Genomic DNA, 16630 nt, shown 5'->3' with positions numbered 1-16630 from the left:
TTTTAAAAATTGGGTTATCTTAATTAATTTAGGACAGACAATCATGATTGTCTGTCCTAAATTTTATATATTTACATTAACCTTCATATTTTGGGACTACCTTTCATATTACTCTTGATTTACATCAGACCATTTTAAGCTGTTTTTATCTATGCCTTCTTCTAAGCCAAATAATAATACCTATAATCATAACTACTGCTGGGATTAAAATTACAACAACCCCTGAAAGTGCTATCTTTTGAAAATCATTCATTATTAAATTTGGCACAGTTAAATCCTTAGGTCTTATTGAAATACTATCTTTATTATCTTGAAGCCAATTTAATGAATTTACTGCAAAATCTATGTTATTTCCGTTGCTTGCAGAAACTGCATCTGAGTTCATAAAATAGGCATTTCCCACTACTACCATTTTAGTAGTTGTTCCTTCAGTTTTATTTTCATCGGTTATAGCTACTGCTAGATTAAAAGGTCCCTCATAGTCCCCTTTCTCCTTTGAAAAAGTAGTTGCATTTAAATTCACTTTACCCCAAGAGTTACTTGAAGTGGTAAGTAAGGGTTCTATTGTGGTAGTAGCTTTTTTCGACTTTAACTCCTCTATTCCTTGTGATAAAGGCAGAAGTACACTGAGCTTATTAGACTTCAATTCATTTACAATTTCATGATCCTGAAAATTAGGTAATAAATAAACTGGGGTATTAGCCGCATTTTGAGCATTTCCTTCAACAACAACTGCATTTTGAAGTGCAACACCATATACTGAAAGGACATCTTGAAAATTAGGGAATTTCTCCTTCTGAATATCCATAAAGAATGCAGCTTTTCCTCCACTTTGTAAAAAGTTTTTAATTTTTTGTGCTTCCTCCTTTGATAAATCTTTTTTTGGTGAAACTACAGCCAAAATACTATCCTTAGGGAGAGAAGCGCTTCCTTCAAGTAAATTTATATCCTTTATATTGTAATTTTCAGCTTGAAGCTGATTTAAGACATCTGAAGGAAGTGCTTCCTCTTCATGTCCAGTAAGTGTATATAAGGCCTGTTCATTGCCTGAATTGACGTAGATAATAGCATTTGTTATCTGCTTTTCTGCATTAAAGGAACTAATCTGACTGTTTCCATAACTATCTACGGTTTGATTAAAGAAGTCATCAGAAGATATTACCTTATATTTATTGCCGCTTTCAACCACAACACTTCCAGTTGAAGGCTTTGTACCACCTTTACTATATTTTTGGAGAGTAGCTGGATACTTAACAGGATCTTTATATTCTATGGTAATTTTATTAGAAGCTGTTTTATATTGATTAAGCACTGCTTTAATTCCAGGATCCTCTTTCCCCGTTTCATAGAAGGCTATTATATTTGTATCAGCCTTTAAATTTTTAAGCATATTTTTAGATTGATCAGTAATTGAATATATTTTTCCTTGTGTCAAATCTTTTTTAATATCTAACTTATCTACAGCTAGATTTATTACTATAAGCACTGTTAATAATCCAAGTGCAGCTATTGTTGAAAAAGCACCATATTTAAATTTTTTAGTTTTAAAAGACCTTTTAATATCAATTTTCTTCATGCTTTCCTCCTTTTGTCGGAACACTGAGTAGTTTAAGATTACTCACTTCCGCTCGCAAACTACTCGTAAAAGTCCATTTAGGACTTTTACCTCCTTAGCTCCATCTTCTTTTCTCTATCATTTGAATACTTAAAAAAACAAAGATAATAGAAAAAGAGAGATAATAAAGAACTGAACCTAGATCCAAAATACCCATGCCAAAGTTTTCAAACCTTTTTAAAAGAGAAAACCATCCAAAAAAATTTGGTAAAAATCCTTCATAAAGTGTAGAATTTTTCAAATATATTATAAGCATTATACCTGCTCCTATTACTGTAGTTAAACCAGAAATAACAATATTTCGTAATACGAAGAATAATAAAACTGACAGTCCAATTACCAATACTGCAGCAAATGCAATTCCTGATGTCTTTCCGCTAGGAAGCCCCTGCTGCACCCAATCCATTATCCAAATTAAAAGTAAAATTCCAAAAGAAACTACAGCAGCAATTGCCTGATTGTCTGTAAATGAAGAAGCAAAGATTCCTACTGATATAAAAGCTGCTCCCATAAAAGCAAAGCCAATATAAGTAGCTACAATTTCTCCAACTGGCAGGGTACCAAACTTGCTTAATATAAGCGGATATAGAACTGTTATTAATAATGTAATAATAAACAATGTAACTGATGCTAAATATTTCCCAATTACAATTTCACTAACTCTTAAAGGAGAGGTCAGTAAAAGCTGGTCTGTTTTCTGATGTTTTTCTTCGGCTAAAAGTTTCATGGTAAGTATGGGTACAAGTATGAGAAATAAGAAAGTCATGCTTGATAAAACATCACTATAAAGAGGACTCGCAGGCAAAAGGTTATAATTTGCAAAAAAAATTCCGCATACAAGCAAGAAAATACCTATAAATACGTAGCCAACTGCTGAGCAAAAGTATGACTTTATTTCTTTTTCCAATATAGCTAGCATTTAAATTCCCCCTTCATTAGTAACCTGCAGAAACACCTCTTCTAAAGATAAATCCAAAGGTTTCATCATAAGAATTGGAGTTTCAGCTTTACTTAGTTTAAAAAATATTTCTTCTCTAATATCTTCATTTTGTTTTGCCTCAACTAATATATCTATAGTTCCATTTTCAACAGTACCTTGAATTTTAATATTCTGGATACCTTTTACTTCCTGGAGTATTTTTTCTGCAACTTTGCCCTTTCCCTTTATCCTTAGTAAAAGCTTATTATTATAAATTAATCTTTTTGAAAGTTCATATGGAGTTCCGCTTGCTACTATTTCACCTTTATTAATAATGACAACTCGATCACATATTGCACTTACTTCAGAGAGTATATGTGAACTCAATATAACTGTATGAGTTTTCCCAAGTTCTTTAACTAGACTTCTTATTTCAATTATTTCCTTAGGATCCAAACCTACTGTTGGTTCATCCAATATAAGTATTTCAGGGTTACCAATTATAGCTTCAGCAAGTCCCACTCTTTGTTTATAGCCCTTAGAAAGATTTTTAATAAGCCTATTTCTATAATTATTTATTTTTACAAGGTCAGTTACTTTATCCATAGAATTCTTTATTTCTTTTTTATTAATGCCCTTTATTTTACTTACAAATAAAAGATATTCTTCTACAGTCATATCCATATATAAAGGAGGAATTTCAGGCAAATATCCTATCTTCTTTTTTACCTTCTTTGGCTCCTTTAAAATATTAAGACCGTCGATTTCTATATTTCCGTCAGTGGCTGAGATGTATCCAGTTATAATATTCATTGTAGTAGATTTACCTGCCCCATTGGGTCCTAAAAGTCCTAAAATTTCGCCTTCATTAACTGTTAGATTTATACCATTCAAAACTGTTTGCTGTCCATATTTCTTTACTAAGTTCTCAACCTGAATCAATTTACAGCCTCCTTCGTAATTCTATATATTCCCAATTTTTCTTTTATAAGTAATTACTTGTCTAACAAAAATTATTTTATCACAGTTTTGTGTCATAAAAGTAAATATTATTTTTACATTTCATTACCAATTTGTAAATATTATAATATATTTAAAAAATCCACATTACTTATTCAAAAAATACCCTTAATATGGATTAATTCTATGCTATTTTTATACATAGTATAGTATACTAGAATATATAGTGGTAATTATGAGCATGAGGTTATTAATTCTTATATATAAGGAACTCAATGATTAATAATTATTTTGTGCAGAATAAGGAACACGAGGAGGAAAGTCCTAAATGGACTTTAACGAGGTAGAAGCCCTAAATGGGCTTTAACGGGTAATTTGTGAGCGGAGCGAACGAGGTTAAATTACCCCGTGTTCCAACTAAAAGGAGGAATAAAGTGGAAAAATCAGCTGAATTAAAAATACAGATTAATGATTATCTTATGGAAAACTTAAAAAAGGAGAGTTTTAAACAATCATTAAGTAAACATATGAGCATGGAATTTAAAAAAATAATTATAGATAATAAAAAAGAATTAATTCAAAGTACTGCTTATAAAAATATTAAATCTAAATTCAAAGAGGAGCTTTTAAATACCATTAAATCTCAAAACTTTAAAAATCAAATATCTATTTTAATAGATAATAATTTAAGTGCCTTAGAAAAATCTAATAAAACATTAGAAAAGACAATTCCCCCTGCTGTAATCAACAGTCTTAAAGTATATATATATAATCATAAAGATGATCTTATTTCTGGATTTAAAAAAATATTATCAAGCAAAGAAATAGAAAAAAGGATTTATGCAGAAATAAATAATGTGATAAATGGTATGGGTCCTATGGTATCAAGATTTATAAATGTCAATAATATATACAGCAAGTTAAAAATCTCCATTGAAGATTATTTAAATGAACCAAAGAATGTTCTTGAAATAATTAATTTTATTAATAAAGAAATAGATAAAATAATGAAAAAGAAAATATCAGAATTTAGCACATACTTCCCAGTTGAAGGAAGGAATGCTATTATAAACTCATTAACTAATGCACTTTCAGAAAATATTGCAAAGCCAAGTTTTATTGATATGATATTAAATTTAATTGATGAAAAATTAGAAATTGAGATTTGTAATATGAGTTTAAGTGATTTAAATTTAATAGATGAGCTTACTACAAATTTCATTAATAATAATTATGACATATTACTTATTAATAGTGAGATCAAGATAATAATTAATAATATTTCAGAAGGTATAGTAGATAATTTTCTTTCAAAACCTATTATGGACTTAATTTAAAAAGGCACGATATGTGCCTTTTTTTAATATGTTATTGTGGATTTTGTAAATTTTTCGCTTCCTGAATGTCCTGTTGAATTTGTGAACTTGGAGCTGCAAAGGCATTATAATAGCCCTTTTGATTAGCTAAATCTGAAAGCTTAAAGTAATCATTTATTGAAGCGTTTAATTGATTAGTAAATATTTTTCTAAGTTCGGCATTAGAAGCTTCAGTAATGCATTTGCTAAGCATTCTAATATCTACTTTGGATGTATTTATAAATTCTAGTGCATAATCTTTATCACTTAAAGTGCCTTTATTCTCATTACCTAATATGTTACTTATCCAAGTCAAACTATCACTTCCTTTATGTTATACATATATATATCTAATTAACTTTGGTTGTTACTTTGATTGCTATTTTGATTGTTGTTTTGATTATTATTTTGGTTATTTTGATTGTTTTGATTATTATTTTGGTTGTTTTGATTGTTTTGATTATTATTTTGGTTGTTTTGATTGTTATTTTGACTGTTCATCTGGGTATTTATAAAATCCTCCAGTTCTTTTAGTCTTGTTTTTTTGCCTTGAAGCTGTTCCTGCATTGTTTGCTTTAAGTTCTCATCTTGAACCATAGATAAATTATTTGTAAGCATCTTTGCCTCTAATAAATTTTTATTAAATAATTCCTGTATATTTAATATTTCATGTGGAGCTAGCATTATAAACCTCCTTTAAAAAAAAGGCTAAAACCTTAGGTTTCAGCCTTTTTATATAAAATGTATATTGCCTTACTATAGGTTTTGTTCATAGGATTGAACCATCTTTTTAACCATTTGTCCGCCAATTGAGCCTGCTTCTCTTGAAGTTAAATCTCCATTATAACCATCTTTTAAATTAACGCCAACTTCTTTAGCAGATTCCATTTTAAACCTATCTAATCCTGCCTTTGCTTGAGGTACTAGAGCCTTATTTCTTGCCATTATTAATTCCTCCTTTTAGTCAGTTAATTTTATAGTTATTTTGGTGTTGTAATATAAGTTTGCTCTTTTTTTGTAATAATACACTATTAAATTTAAACCAAGAAACTCAAATTTTATCAGGAAGAATTAAAATAAACATATTTGTATTTTTCTACTAATAATTTTAATTTCTTTTAACATCACTATCGTAGAGAATTATATCAGCTCCTAGACAGGAAAAATCCTTGACTAAATTTTCATATCCTCTTTCAATATGATCAATACCTGTTATATAGGTTGTTCCTTCAGCGCTTAATCCAGCTAAAATAAGGCATATGCCTGCTCTTACGTCGGTGGCCTTAACCCAATCACCAGTTAAAAAGCTTTTCCCTTGTATAATAGCCTTATTGTCTTGTATTTCAATTTTTGCTCCAAGTTTATTTAATTCCCTGCAGTGATTGAATCTTCCGGGATACACTTTATCTACAATTACACTCGTACCATGAGCACCAGTAAGCATAGCAGTTAGTGGCTGTTGAAAGTCTGTACCAAACTCAGGATACATTCCTGCTTCTACAGAAATTCCATTTAGTTTATTTTTAGCATTTGCAGTTATACTATTCTCACTAGATTCTATAAATAATCCTGCTTCCCTTAATTTTTGAATACAGGATTCTAGATGAGAAGGTATTACGTTTTCAACAGTAATTCTGCCATTACTTGATCCAGCTGCCATTAATAAAGCACCTGCGATTAACCTATCTGGTATCACTGAATGAATACAGCTTTTTAATGTAGTAACACCTTCAATAATTATAGTATCAGTTCCTGCACCTTTTATGTTAGCACCCATTTTATTTAATAAACTAGCTAAGTCTTCAACTTCTGGATCCCTTGCTGCATTTTTTAGTATGGTTGAGCCTTTTGCTTTTACTGCTGCAAGTATTATATTAATAGTTCCTCCAAAAGTAAGTTTCTCAAAGGTTATTTCAGAGCCTATTAGTTCTTCTGCTTCAACCACATAATGATTGTTATAGAAACTGAACTTTGCACCTAAAGCCTTGAGTCCGCTTATATGCTGATCTATTGGTCTATAGCCAAAATTATCTCCTCCGGGATATCCTATTGAAACTTTTTTGAATTTATGAAGGAGGGCTCCAATAAAATAATAAGAAGCTCTATAGGCAGAGGCCTTTTGGGGCTCGATTATAGAATTCTTAATTCTAGTAGGATCTAAGATTAAATTGTCCTCTTTTCTCGCAATTGAAAAACCAATATCCTTACTAATTTCCAAAACTCTCTTAATATCTAAAATATGGGGAATATTTTTTAAAATAATTGGTTCATCTGCTAAACAACATGCTGGAATTAATGCTAAGGAACTATTCTTTGAACCCGGTATCTTTACCGTACCTGTAAGCATTTCTGAATGTTTTACCTGTAAATACCTCATTTCTTGCTCCTAGTTTATATAGTGATTATCTTTCATAATATGTATAAACAAGCTTTATGGTAACAACAAATAAAAAAAAGAATAGCTTTTTAAACTATTCCTCAATTTTGTTTTTTTATTATACCTACTGCCACACCTAAAATAGAAACCTGTTTATCATGTATAAATATTGGGCTATACTTTTCATTTTCTGGCATAAGCATTGGAACATCTTTACCTAGACTAAGTGTTTTTAAGGTTGCGCTGCCCTCTATGTCAGCAGCAACTATATCTCCATTTTGTGCCGTACTTTGCTTTTTAATTACAACATAGTCTCCATCAAATATATTTGCTCCAATCATACTATCTCCCTTAACCTTTAGAATAAAATTTTGTTTACCGCCTTTTATCCAATATTCTGGAAGGTAAAATTGATCAGAAACTTCAGAGCTCATCATTATTGGTTCACCTGCTGCAATATCGCTATAAACAGGCAGTTCTAATAAATCTTTCTCTGAATAAACTATTTCTTCGTTAGTTTCTAAAGCTATAATTTCCTTATCATAATCTGCATCTCTTTTATATATATGTTTTACATGATGCTTAATGTCTATATATTGAAAGCATTCCATTGAACCAATATTGTCTTCTCTTATGTCTATTGCAGCAGCTGCTTCTTTAAAAGTATCTTCATTAAGGTTACAATGGGTTTTAGCTAAATTATAGTTTTTTATTGCAAAGTCTAGTTTTAAGTCCTTTATCCTTCTGCCTTTAATAAACCATGCTTTAAAATTTAATGCCTCATCCTTATTGATTGTAAACATAAGGCTTGAATAATTTTTGTTCATAAAAAGTGCTTTTATAAAATCCAATTGAGTCTTTGTAAGACTCTCACTTTCATCCACTATTATATGTGTATACTTGCCATCAAAGGTTTTTTGGGCCTCCATTAAGGCTAAATAAGATATATCCAGCTTATCTATAAGGCCATTTTCTAGAAGAATTTCATTGTAGGTTTTATAGATTTCATATATTGCTGCTCTTTCTTTGGAATTTTTTAACAATCTAATGGGTCCTTCACCTTTTTTGCATTTACGTCCTATTCTACTAGAATTTTGATAAACATCCAAATCTCTGTAGCCGCATGCTTTTATCCAATCTATTTCATCAATAAAAAACTTTATTTTTGCCGTTTTTAGTATTCTTAAATTTTCATATTGATTACTTATTTTATCTATGCACTGTCTAATAATCTCTGTCTTTTCCTTTTCCTCTTGAATAACCTTAAACCATTTCTTTTCTGTATTCGTATATTTAAAATAATATCTGTTAATAATATCCCCTACAGTTAATACATCAACCCTATCAACATTATTTGTGAATAAAGTTTTATAATCGAATTTGGTATCATCATCGATTACATTATACATAGCTCGAATTTGATCTCTATTTCTGCTGTCCTTGGCAAGTATAAGAATTTTATCATCATCAAATAAACAATAATTATTTTTAAGATAAAGCGTCCTATATACAGCAATTGTTGTTTTTCCCGTGTTGCAACTGCCTTTTATAAGGCTTAACTTATTTGGTTTACTTCTAATAATTTTTTCTTGTATTCCATCTAGCTGCATTCTAATTTCCTGCCTTCCCCTTATGATTAATCAATCATTTTATTATGCTCAAACCTGTCAACTAACTCTATGTATTCTTTATCATTTAAAAATCTATTGTCATTTAAATATACCTTATCTCCTGCAAGGCTTTGTTTAACTACTACTTTCTGAAGAATTTTGCTGTTACAATTATGGCAGCTTCCAATTCCTATGAATCTCCATTTAAATAGCTTCAAGGGATACTCTAATTCTACTAAAGAACCACATTTAGGACAAGAAAGTTTAGCCTTTTCTTCTTCTAATTGAAATTTTTCAAGATCCCTTATCATTATAGACGGCATATTAATTATATCCCTTACGATAAAACTCTTAACTGCTCTATCATTGTACATTCTTTTAAAAACTTCAGAAGTATAATATGCATCATTTAAAGCATCATGAAGTTCATCTTCTTTTACCTTTATTCTTAATCTATTTAATGCATGGATTAAACTTATAGACTTTTTCTCAAGTAATATTTTTGTACAATACTCCTGTAGATCAATATATCCAGAAAGCCAACCTATAGCGCTGCAATTATAATAATCAGCATTTCTTATAATTTCTGCAATATCATCTTTTGCCCAGGAACATATAATTGAATCCTGTCCTGCAAACTCTCCAAGATCATTTAAAGCATCTAAAAAGCCAATCCCTTCTTTAAGCTTTTCTTCAGTAATTCCTGTAATCTCAGAAACTCTTGGATTTAAAACCTTATAAATATTTTGTTTAACATAAGTTTTAAATCTGCCGGTTTCTTTCATGGTTCTGTCTAATTTAATAGCTCCAATTTCTATAATTTCATTTTCATATTTAGCATTTATTAAATCTGGATTATTCTCGTAAAAATCCGGATAAAATTCTGTTATTTCTCTTAAATTATTAAATTCAAGATCTAATATTACATAATTCAAAAACCCCATCCCCTATATTCTAGTTAGCAAATTATATTATAACAAAAAAAACGAAACTAGAGAACAAATCTCTAGCTTTTATTTTATAATTTTTTGTACAATAAATGACTTCCAGTATCTTTTTCAATTTTAATATTATTATAAAGCCCCTTCTCCACTTCATCCTTAAACCTTTTTCCATCTTCAGTATGCTTAAGCAAATCAAGCTTATCACTTACCACATCCTTGTACTCAAATGGTTTACCTGATGGAACTCTTTCTAGCTTTCCTAAATCTATGTGACTTTTTTCTAACATAAAACCCTCCTGTATTTCTCTGGGGTACATAATAATTATTAATTGTTATGCCTCCTAAAATTTCTCTTCATTACATAATAATTGTTGATTATTCTTCCTCCTTTAAATTTTATTTCAATTATATTATGTGTATTTTATAAAAGTTAAATTCCTAGTGTCCTAATATGTAGTATCGGCATATAATAATATAACAGCAATTTTTAAAAGGAAGATAAATGCGGGTAATAATTATTGGTGGCGGCTGGGCAGGCTGCTCTGCGGCCATTACAGCTAAAAAAGCTGGAGCAGAAGTTTCTATTTACGAAAAAACTGATTTGCTTTTAGGCCTGGGAAACGTTGGTGGTATTATGAGAAACAACGGAAGATATACTGCTGCAGAAGAACTAATAAATTTAGGCGCAGGAGATTTAATCAAAATTACTGATGAAAATGCAGTGCATAGAAATGTTGATTTTCCTGAACACAAACATGCAACCTTATGTGATGTAAATAAGCTAGAACCGGAAGTAAGAAGATATTTATTAAGTTATGGTATTGAAATAAACTTAGTTTCTAGAGTTTCAAATGTAGTTATGGAAGCTAATAAAATTAAGGCGTTAAAGCTTTCGGATAATTCATTAATTTTTGGTGATGTTTTTATTGATGCTACCGGCTCTACAGGTGCAATGGACAATTGTTCTAGATACGGCCATGGATGTGTAATGTGTATTTTGCGATGTCCAACCTTTGGCCCTAGAGTGAGTGTAAGTGCAAAAGCTGGAGTGCAGGATATTATTGGTGAAAGAGAAAATGGTACTCCTGGTGCCTTTAGTGGATCCTGCGAAATATCTAGAGATAGCCTTTCTAAGGAACTTTTAAAAGAACTTAGTGACAAAGGTTTAGCAATATTAAAAGTTCCAAGTGAAGATCAAAATAAAGATAAGCTAAAACTAAAAGTTTGCCAGCAATATGCCTTGGAAGAATTTGCAGAAAATCTTATTTTGTTAGATACAGGCCATATCAAAGTTATGACTCCCTATTATCCAATAGATAAACTAAGAAAGCTTAAAGGTTTAGAAGACGTTCGATTTATGGATCCTTATTCTGGTGGAAACGGTAATTCCATAAGATATTTATCTGCAGCACCTAGATCTGATGCCATGAAGGTGCAAGGCACGGATAACCTTTTTTGCGCAGGTGAAAAATCAGGCTTTTTTGTAGGACATACGGAGGCGATAAGTACTGGTGCCTTGGCAGGTCATAATGCTGTTAGATATTTATTAAATATACCTCTTTTGATATTGCCAAATAAAACTGCTATTGGGGATTTAATTTTTTATGCCAATTATAGACTAAATACATTAGGAGGGAGAAAGGTACGCCATACTTTTTCAGGAAGTGAGTATTTTACAAGGATGAAAGAATTAGGGCTCTACTGCATTGATAATGCTGAAATAGCCAAAAGAATTGAGGATTTAGGTTTGAAAGACATATTTTCAAAAGCACTTATATAATAAAATATGGAGAGTCCAGCTCTCCATTTTGTTTTAATTTATTTTCTTACTCCAGCTGCATATTCAACATTAAATATACATTCTGTCTGGGTCTTTAAAGCAAAATTATAAAGATAATTTATTATTTCGCTTCTTTTTATTATACCTATGAAAATACCTTCATCATCAGTAACTGGAATAAAATTCTGATTTATTGCCAATGTGACTAGACTTTCCATATCAGCATCAATAGATACTGGCTTGTTAATAACTCTTCTAGGTATTTCAAATACCTTTATAGTGTTAGTTTCCTTAAAGGTTAACTGCGGGTTATTCTTTAGTTCGAAAAGCAAATCCCCCTCCGTTATAGTTCCTACATATCTCCCCTTATCATCAATAATTGGAACTGCAGTATACCTATGATACTCCATTCTCTCCATAACTTGTCTTAAAGTTGAAGTTTCAGTTTCATAGATAACATCACTTTTAGGTGTAAGAAAAAATGCTATATTCATCCTGTATTCATTCTCCTAAACCTTATTTTTTTAATTATTTACATTTATATTATAGCATATGTAGGCCAGAGTTTCTTTGAAACCTTATAAAATTTACAAATACTTTAAATAATATTCAAAATGTAGCTGGGGCTGTTGTAAATATAAAAAGTAGCCCCAGCTCATATATACTTATAATTATTCTATGCAATTATTATTTTTCCCAGGAGTTCCTTCGAAGGCGTTGATGTACATCTGCTTCAATTCACAAATTAGCGGATACCTTGGATTTGCTCCAGTACATTGATCGTCAAAGGCTTCTTCAGCCATTATATCCAAGGTAGCATAAAACTTTTGTTCTGAAACTCCTGCATCCTTAATAGTTTTAGGAACATTTATCTTTTCCTTTAACTTGTTTATAGCCTTTATTAAATTTTCTATTTTTTCTTCTTCATTATCCCCACCAAGTCTTAAATAATCTGCTATTTGTGCATATCTCCATTTAGCATTAGGATATTTATATTGCGGAAAAGCTGTCTGTTTTCTAGGATTATCAACAGCATTAAATTTTATAACTTCATTTATTAAAAGTGCATTTGCAATTCCATGGGGAACATGATGGATAGCACCTAATTTATGAGCCATAGAATGGCATACACCAAGGAAAGCATTTGCAAAGGCCATTCCTGCCATAGTTGCAGCATGAGCCATTTTTTCCCTAGCCTTTACATTAGTGTTACCTTCGCTATATGCTGCTGGAAGATACTTAAATATAAGCCTCATTGCCTCAAGTGCTAAGCCATTTGTATATTCAGAAGCTAGTACGGATACATAAGCTTCTATTGCGTGTGTCAAAGCATCTATACCTGAAGCAGCGGTTAATCCTCTTGGCATTTTCATCATAAGCTCGGCATCAATTATAGCGATATCTGGTGTTAATTCATAATCAGCAAGAGGGTATTTTATTCCTGTTTTCTCATCAGTTATAACAGCAAATGGTGTAACCTCAGAGCCTGTTCCTGCAGATGTAGGAATTGATACCATTAATGCCTTTTCTCCCATGTGAGGGAAGGTATAAACTCTTTTTCTAATATCCATAAATCTCATAGCCAAGTCTTCAAAGCGTACTGCAGGATGTTCGTAAAGAACCCACATTATCTTTGCAGCATCCATTGGTGACCCTCCACCAAGTGCAATTATTACATCCGGTTTAAAGCTTTCAAGTTCATTAGCTCCTTTCCTAGCAGTTGCTAAGGTTGGATCTGGCTCAACGTCATAAAATATTTTTGCTTCAATTCCAATTTCCTCTAAGGTGTTAGTTACTAAGTCAACGTAACCCAAATCAAATAATACTCTATCTGTAACTATAAATGCTCTCTTTCTGTCCATTTCCTTCAATTCTCTTAGAGCAATTGGTAGGCAGCCAAATTTAAAATAAATCTTCTCAGGTACTCTAAACCAAAGCATATTTTCTCTCCTTAAGGCCACACTTTTAACGTTTAACAAATGTTTTACACCAACATTTTCTGAAACTGAATTACCACCCCAGCTTCCGCAGCCAAGAGTAAGGGATGGTGCCAGCTTAAAGTTATAGATATCACCTATAGCCCCTTGAGAAGCAGGCATATTTATTATTGTTCTACCTGTTTTCATCTTGGCACCGAATTTTTCAATTCTGTCTTTAGATTTAATTTGATCTGTATATAAAACTGAGGTATGACCGAAGCCTCCAAGTTCAATTAATTTTATCGCTATTTCCATTGCATGGTCAAAATTCTTAGCTCTATACATACCTAAAATAGGAGATAATTTTTCATGTGCAAATGCTTCTTTAAAATCTACAGCTTCAACTTCACCGATTAAAACCTTTGTGCCTTCTAAAACATTAATGCCAGCCATTTTAGCTATTTTATAGGCTGTTTGCCCTACTATATCAGAATTCAAGGCCCCATTTTCCTTTAATATGGTTTTTCTTACTCTATCTATTTCATCCTCTTTTAGAATATAAGCTCCTCTTTCTTTAAATTCATTTCTTGCCTTATCATAGATTTCATCCAAGATTATAACAGATTGTTCTGAAGCACATATAACCCCATTATCGAAAGTCTTAGAAAGTAAAATAGAACTTACTGCCATTTTAAGGTGAGCAGTTTCATCTATAATAGCAGGTGTATTTCCAGCTCCCACACCTATTGCAGGTCTGCCTGAGGAATAGGCTGCCTTTACTAACCCAGGACCTCCTGTTGCTAAAATAATATCACATTCACTCATTAACATATGTGTCATATCTAGTGTAGGCTCATCTATCCATCCTATAATTCCTTCAGGTGCTCCAGCTTTTACAGCAGCTTCTAAAATTATCTTAGCCGCAGCAATTGTTGAATTCTTTGCTCTAGGATGAGGAGAAAAAATAATTCCATTTCTTGTCTTTAGTGAAATTAAAGATTTAAAAATTGCAGTTGAAGTCGGATTTGTAGTAGGAATTACTGCTGCAACTACCCCAATAGGTTCAGCAACCTTTTCTATTCCAAAAGACTCATCTCTGTCTATTACTCCACAGGTTTTTTCATCCTTATATTGATTATAAATGTATTCCGCTGCAAAATGATTTTTTATTACTTTATCTTCTACTATTCCCATGCCAGTTTCTTTTACTGCTATTTTGGCAAGGTCAATTCTTGCATTATTAGCAGCCATGGCAGCCTGCCTAAAAATTTCATCAACCTGTTCTTGTGAATATAGTGCAAATTTTTTTTGAGCTTCCCTTACCTGTTTTACTTTCATTATTAATTCATCAGCATTAGTAACCTTCATTAAAAACACCTCTTTTGGAATATATTAAAAAATGTATATGAATATTATGTGTTAAAATAATTTTTTTAATATTTCTTTTTAAATATAAAAAAAGTGCTATCTATAATAAAAACTAAAATTCAACAGAGACTTATTTACTAGATATTTCTTGTACGCTCGTTTCATTTAATTTTTTAGACACACTTTAACTTTTTAAAATTCCTTATGCAATGCCCGAATAAATATTTAAGGTTCTTTTACCAAATGCTTTAACAGCTTCATAGTCAGAAGTTATGCAGACTAATGGTCCAGAAATATATGTAAGTATTGGAATAGCTTTAGCTAAAAAATTTTTTTCTGCTTTGTAGTAAATTGCAACGCCTAAATTTTTTAAAACACTTTGAAGAACTGTCCCATCATTTTTTAATAACTTTTCCTCTATAAACTTATCTCCTTTGTCAACTAATTCATAAACCTTTCCACGAATTAAATCCTTTTCACTAATGTCAAAGGAGGCCTTTAATACCCTATAAATTTCTAAATTATTTGCATCTATCAATGGTCTTTCAAAAAGTATTGATAAATCATATATTAAAGACAGCTGAAAATAAGTTAAGCAAACTATTTCACCAAAGGTTGAAGAGGCTTCAGAGATAAATCCTAGAAAACCTGCAGAAGAACCTAATATTACTCCTTCAGCAATTCCATAATTAGAATAGTAAGCAAGGAGTTTTTTTGCTATTACATTTTTATCATCAGTTTTATAGGCTTCCATTAAAGTTTCTAAAGAAATATTTTTACTTCTTATTTCAAGGACTTTTTTATAAACATTTAAAAACCATATTCCACTTGCTCTATCATGTCTTGATAATCCATGCAAAAGCTCATGCTTCAGTTTTTTAATCTCTGTCTTAATTCCTGGATTAGCATGTTTAAAAGCTCTATAAACACTTAGTGCTTGAAATTTTGTTAGCTTTTCTTCTTTTTTTATTACACCAATAGTAGTAGATTTTCCCCTCATAGATTACCTCACATCCTTATAATAATATTAGCTAAATTCAATCAATATTTCAACAGAATAGTAAAGCGGCTTTTATACTGCCATAAATGTCAATATAAACGCCGCTTAAACTTTTACTATTTAAGGGAAATATTTAGTTTATCTGAGTTTTTTAATCCCTTGAATACAAGATCATAGGACAAGTCTATAAGCCAATAAACCTTTTCTTCTTCTAAACAATCATCAAGCTGAATGGTATTCCAATGGAGTTTATTTAAATGATATCCAGGTGTAATTGAACTATATTCTCTCCTTAAGTCCTGAGAAAGATATGGCTCACATTTTAAACTTATAGATAGAGGATTACTATTTTTATTAGCTAATGCAAACATCTTTGAACCAACTTTAAAAACCGTAGTTTTATCATCAAAGGGGTAAGTTTCAGCTACGCCCTTTTTACTTAAGCAATAATTTTTAAGCTCTTCAAAATCCATTAACTAGGTCACCACCTTATTTAATATTTCTTTTTCTTCCAAAGAAAAGATCATATAAATAAACAAGGGCTGCAACAACTAATAGTAAATGAATAAATCTACCACCCATTCTAAAAATAAAGCCTAAAACCCAGAAAAATACTACTATACCACCAAGCCATCTTAAAAATCCCATTTTTGAAACCTCCATATAAAATATGTTATATTTCATATTTTACTGAGTTTCTTGTATAATTACAATTCTTAAATATTATAATATGCTATCAATTAACTCTATATATGGTATTTAATATCGCTTATTGTAGAAAAT

At 30.9% G+C, this 16630-nt stretch carries 17 protein-coding genes; 2 read left to right on the top strand and 15 right to left on the bottom strand.

Translation table 11 applies throughout. The features are described from left to right. Nucleotides 1-145: 145 nt before the first annotated feature. From ACJDUH_RS05700 to ACJDUH_RS05690, 3 genes are all read right to left on the bottom strand, one after another. Nucleotides 146-1576 (bottom strand): GldG family protein, encoded by a 1431-nt coding sequence (locus ACJDUH_RS05700; RefSeq protein ID WP_406764193.1) that lies wholly within the window; start codon nt 1574-1576, stop codon nt 146-148. A gap of 94 nt (nt 1577-1670) precedes the next feature. Then, complete coding sequence (locus ACJDUH_RS05695; RefSeq protein ID WP_406764192.1) at nt 1671-2534, bottom strand: ABC transporter permease; 864 nt, start codon at nt 2532-2534, stop codon at nt 1671-1673. Further along, nucleotides 2535-3476 carry an ABC transporter ATP-binding protein gene (locus tag ACJDUH_RS05690; protein WP_406764191.1) on the bottom strand — a complete coding sequence of 314 codons (942 nt, stop codon included), beginning with the start codon at nt 3474-3476 and terminating at the stop codon, nt 2535-2537. 452 nt (nt 3477-3928) lie between these two features. On the opposite strand from ACJDUH_RS05690, the gene ACJDUH_RS05685 reads away from it, so the two are divergent. Then, entirely contained in the window at nt 3929-4831 is a 903-nt protein-coding gene (locus tag ACJDUH_RS05685; RefSeq protein WP_406764190.1) for a hypothetical protein, read from the top strand. 31 nt (nt 4832-4862) lie between these two features. Here ACJDUH_RS05685 and ACJDUH_RS05680 read toward each other — a convergent pair whose 3' ends face one another. From ACJDUH_RS05680 to ACJDUH_RS05650, 7 genes are all read right to left on the bottom strand, one after another. Continuing rightward, on the bottom strand, nt 4863-5165 hold the full coding sequence (locus tag ACJDUH_RS05680) for a spore coat protein (protein WP_406764189.1): 303 nt from the start codon (nt 5163-5165) through the stop codon (nt 4863-4865). Nucleotides 5166-5203: 38 nt separating this feature from the next. Further along, nucleotides 5204-5533 carry a hypothetical protein gene (locus ACJDUH_RS05675; RefSeq protein WP_406764188.1) on the bottom strand — a complete coding sequence of 110 codons (330 nt, stop codon included), beginning with the start codon at nt 5531-5533 and terminating at the stop codon, nt 5204-5206. 72 nt (nt 5534-5605) lie between these two features. Then, complete coding sequence (locus ACJDUH_RS05670) at nt 5606-5794, bottom strand: alpha/beta-type small acid-soluble spore protein (RefSeq protein WP_406764187.1); 189 nt, start codon at nt 5792-5794, stop codon at nt 5606-5608. Between the two features lie 163 nt (nt 5795-5957). Next, nucleotides 5958-7226, bottom strand: coding sequence for a UDP-N-acetylglucosamine 1-carboxyvinyltransferase (gene murA / locus ACJDUH_RS05665; protein ID WP_406764186.1), 1269 nt, complete (start codon nt 7224-7226; stop codon nt 5958-5960). A 101-nt stretch (nt 7227-7327) separates the two neighbouring features. Next, nucleotides 7328-8836, bottom strand: a complete 1509-nt coding sequence (gene lexA, locus ACJDUH_RS05660) for a transcriptional repressor LexA (RefSeq protein WP_406764185.1) — start codon at nt 8834-8836, stop codon at nt 7328-7330. Nucleotides 8837-8862: 26 nt separating this feature from the next. After that, a complete protein-coding gene (locus tag ACJDUH_RS05655) occupies nt 8863-9771 on the bottom strand; it encodes a 3'-5' exonuclease (protein WP_406764184.1) in 909 nt (302 codons plus the stop codon). Between the two features lie 83 nt (nt 9772-9854). Further along, nucleotides 9855-10067 (bottom strand): hypothetical protein, encoded by a 213-nt coding sequence (locus tag ACJDUH_RS05650; RefSeq protein WP_406764183.1) that lies wholly within the window; start codon nt 10065-10067, stop codon nt 9855-9857. Nucleotides 10068-10282: 215 nt separating this feature from the next. Here ACJDUH_RS05650 and ACJDUH_RS05645 point away from each other — a divergent pair, with 215 nt between their 5' ends. Then, nucleotides 10283-11560, top strand: coding sequence for an FAD-dependent oxidoreductase (locus tag ACJDUH_RS05645; RefSeq protein ID WP_406764182.1), 1278 nt, complete (start codon nt 10283-10285; stop codon nt 11558-11560). 38 nt (nt 11561-11598) lie between these two features. On the opposite strand, the gene ACJDUH_RS05640 is transcribed toward ACJDUH_RS05645, so the two are convergent. The 5 genes from ACJDUH_RS05640 to ACJDUH_RS05620 form a co-directional block, all read right to left on the bottom strand. Next, nucleotides 11599-12054 (bottom strand): CBS domain-containing protein, encoded by a 456-nt coding sequence (locus ACJDUH_RS05640; RefSeq protein WP_406764181.1) that lies wholly within the window; start codon nt 12052-12054, stop codon nt 11599-11601. Between the two features lie 177 nt (nt 12055-12231). Continuing rightward, nucleotides 12232-14847: a bifunctional acetaldehyde-CoA/alcohol dehydrogenase gene (gene adhE / locus ACJDUH_RS05635; RefSeq protein WP_406764180.1), complete on the bottom strand. Its 2616-nt coding sequence runs from the start codon at nt 14845-14847 to the stop codon at nt 12232-12234. Nucleotides 14848-15049: 202 nt separating this feature from the next. After that, nucleotides 15050-15847, bottom strand: coding sequence for a hypothetical protein (locus tag ACJDUH_RS05630; protein ID WP_406764179.1), 798 nt, complete (start codon nt 15845-15847; stop codon nt 15050-15052). Between the two features lie 116 nt (nt 15848-15963). Next, on the bottom strand, nt 15964-16320 hold the full coding sequence (locus ACJDUH_RS05625; RefSeq protein WP_406764178.1) for an MmcQ/YjbR family DNA-binding protein: 357 nt from the start codon (nt 16318-16320) through the stop codon (nt 15964-15966). A gap of 16 nt (nt 16321-16336) precedes the next feature. Further along, nucleotides 16337-16495, bottom strand: a complete 159-nt coding sequence (locus ACJDUH_RS05620; RefSeq protein WP_406764177.1) for a lmo0937 family membrane protein — start codon at nt 16493-16495, stop codon at nt 16337-16339. Between the last annotated feature and the right edge of the window lie 135 nt (nt 16496-16630).

The organism is Candidatus Clostridium radicumherbarum (assembly GCF_045310525.1).
GTDB lineage: Bacteria > Bacillota > Clostridia > Clostridiales > Clostridiaceae > Clostridium_AT > Clostridium_AT radicumherbarum.
This window is presented reverse-complemented; position numbering and strand designations above follow the sequence as displayed.

Bases quoted from the DNA above. Each gene is read 5' to 3' on its own strand.
- ACJDUH_RS05625 (WP_406764178.1), bottom strand. From the start codon at position 16,320: ATGGATTTTGAAGAGCTTAAAAATTATTGCTTAAGTAAAAAGGGCGTA.
- ACJDUH_RS05675 (WP_406764188.1), bottom strand. From the start codon at position 5,533: ATGCTAGCTCCACATGAAATATTAAATATACAGGAATTATTTAATAAA.
- lexA (WP_406764185.1), bottom strand. From the start codon at position 8,836: ATGCAGCTAGATGGAATACAAGAAAAAATTATTAGAAGTAAACCAAAT.
- ACJDUH_RS05630 (WP_406764179.1), bottom strand. From the start codon at position 15,847: ATGAGGGGAAAATCTACTACTATTGGTGTAATAAAAAAAGAAGAAAAG.
- ACJDUH_RS05645 (WP_406764182.1), top strand. From the start codon at position 10,283: ATGCGGGTAATAATTATTGGTGGCGGCTGGGCAGGCTGCTCTGCGGCC.
- ACJDUH_RS05650 (WP_406764183.1), bottom strand. From the start codon at position 10,067: ATGTTAGAAAAAAGTCACATAGATTTAGGAAAGCTAGAAAGAGTTCCA.
- ACJDUH_RS05670 (WP_406764187.1), bottom strand. From the start codon at position 5,794: ATGGCAAGAAATAAGGCTCTAGTACCTCAAGCAAAGGCAGGATTAGAT.
- murA (WP_406764186.1), bottom strand. From the start codon at position 7,226: ATGAGGTATTTACAGGTAAAACATTCAGAAATGCTTACAGGTACGGTA.
- ACJDUH_RS05700 (WP_406764193.1), bottom strand. From the start codon at position 1,576: ATGAAGAAAATTGATATTAAAAGGTCTTTTAAAACTAAAAAATTTAAA.
- ACJDUH_RS05620 (WP_406764177.1), bottom strand. From the start codon at position 16,495: ATGGGATTTTTAAGATGGCTTGGTGGTATAGTAGTATTTTTCTGGGTT.
- ACJDUH_RS05695 (WP_406764192.1), bottom strand. From the start codon at position 2,534: ATGCTAGCTATATTGGAAAAAGAAATAAAGTCATACTTTTGCTCAGCA.
- ACJDUH_RS05640 (WP_406764181.1), bottom strand. From the start codon at position 12,054: ATGAATATAGCATTTTTTCTTACACCTAAAAGTGATGTTATCTATGAA.
- adhE (WP_406764180.1), bottom strand. From the start codon at position 14,847: ATGAAGGTTACTAATGCTGATGAATTAATAATGAAAGTAAAACAGGTA.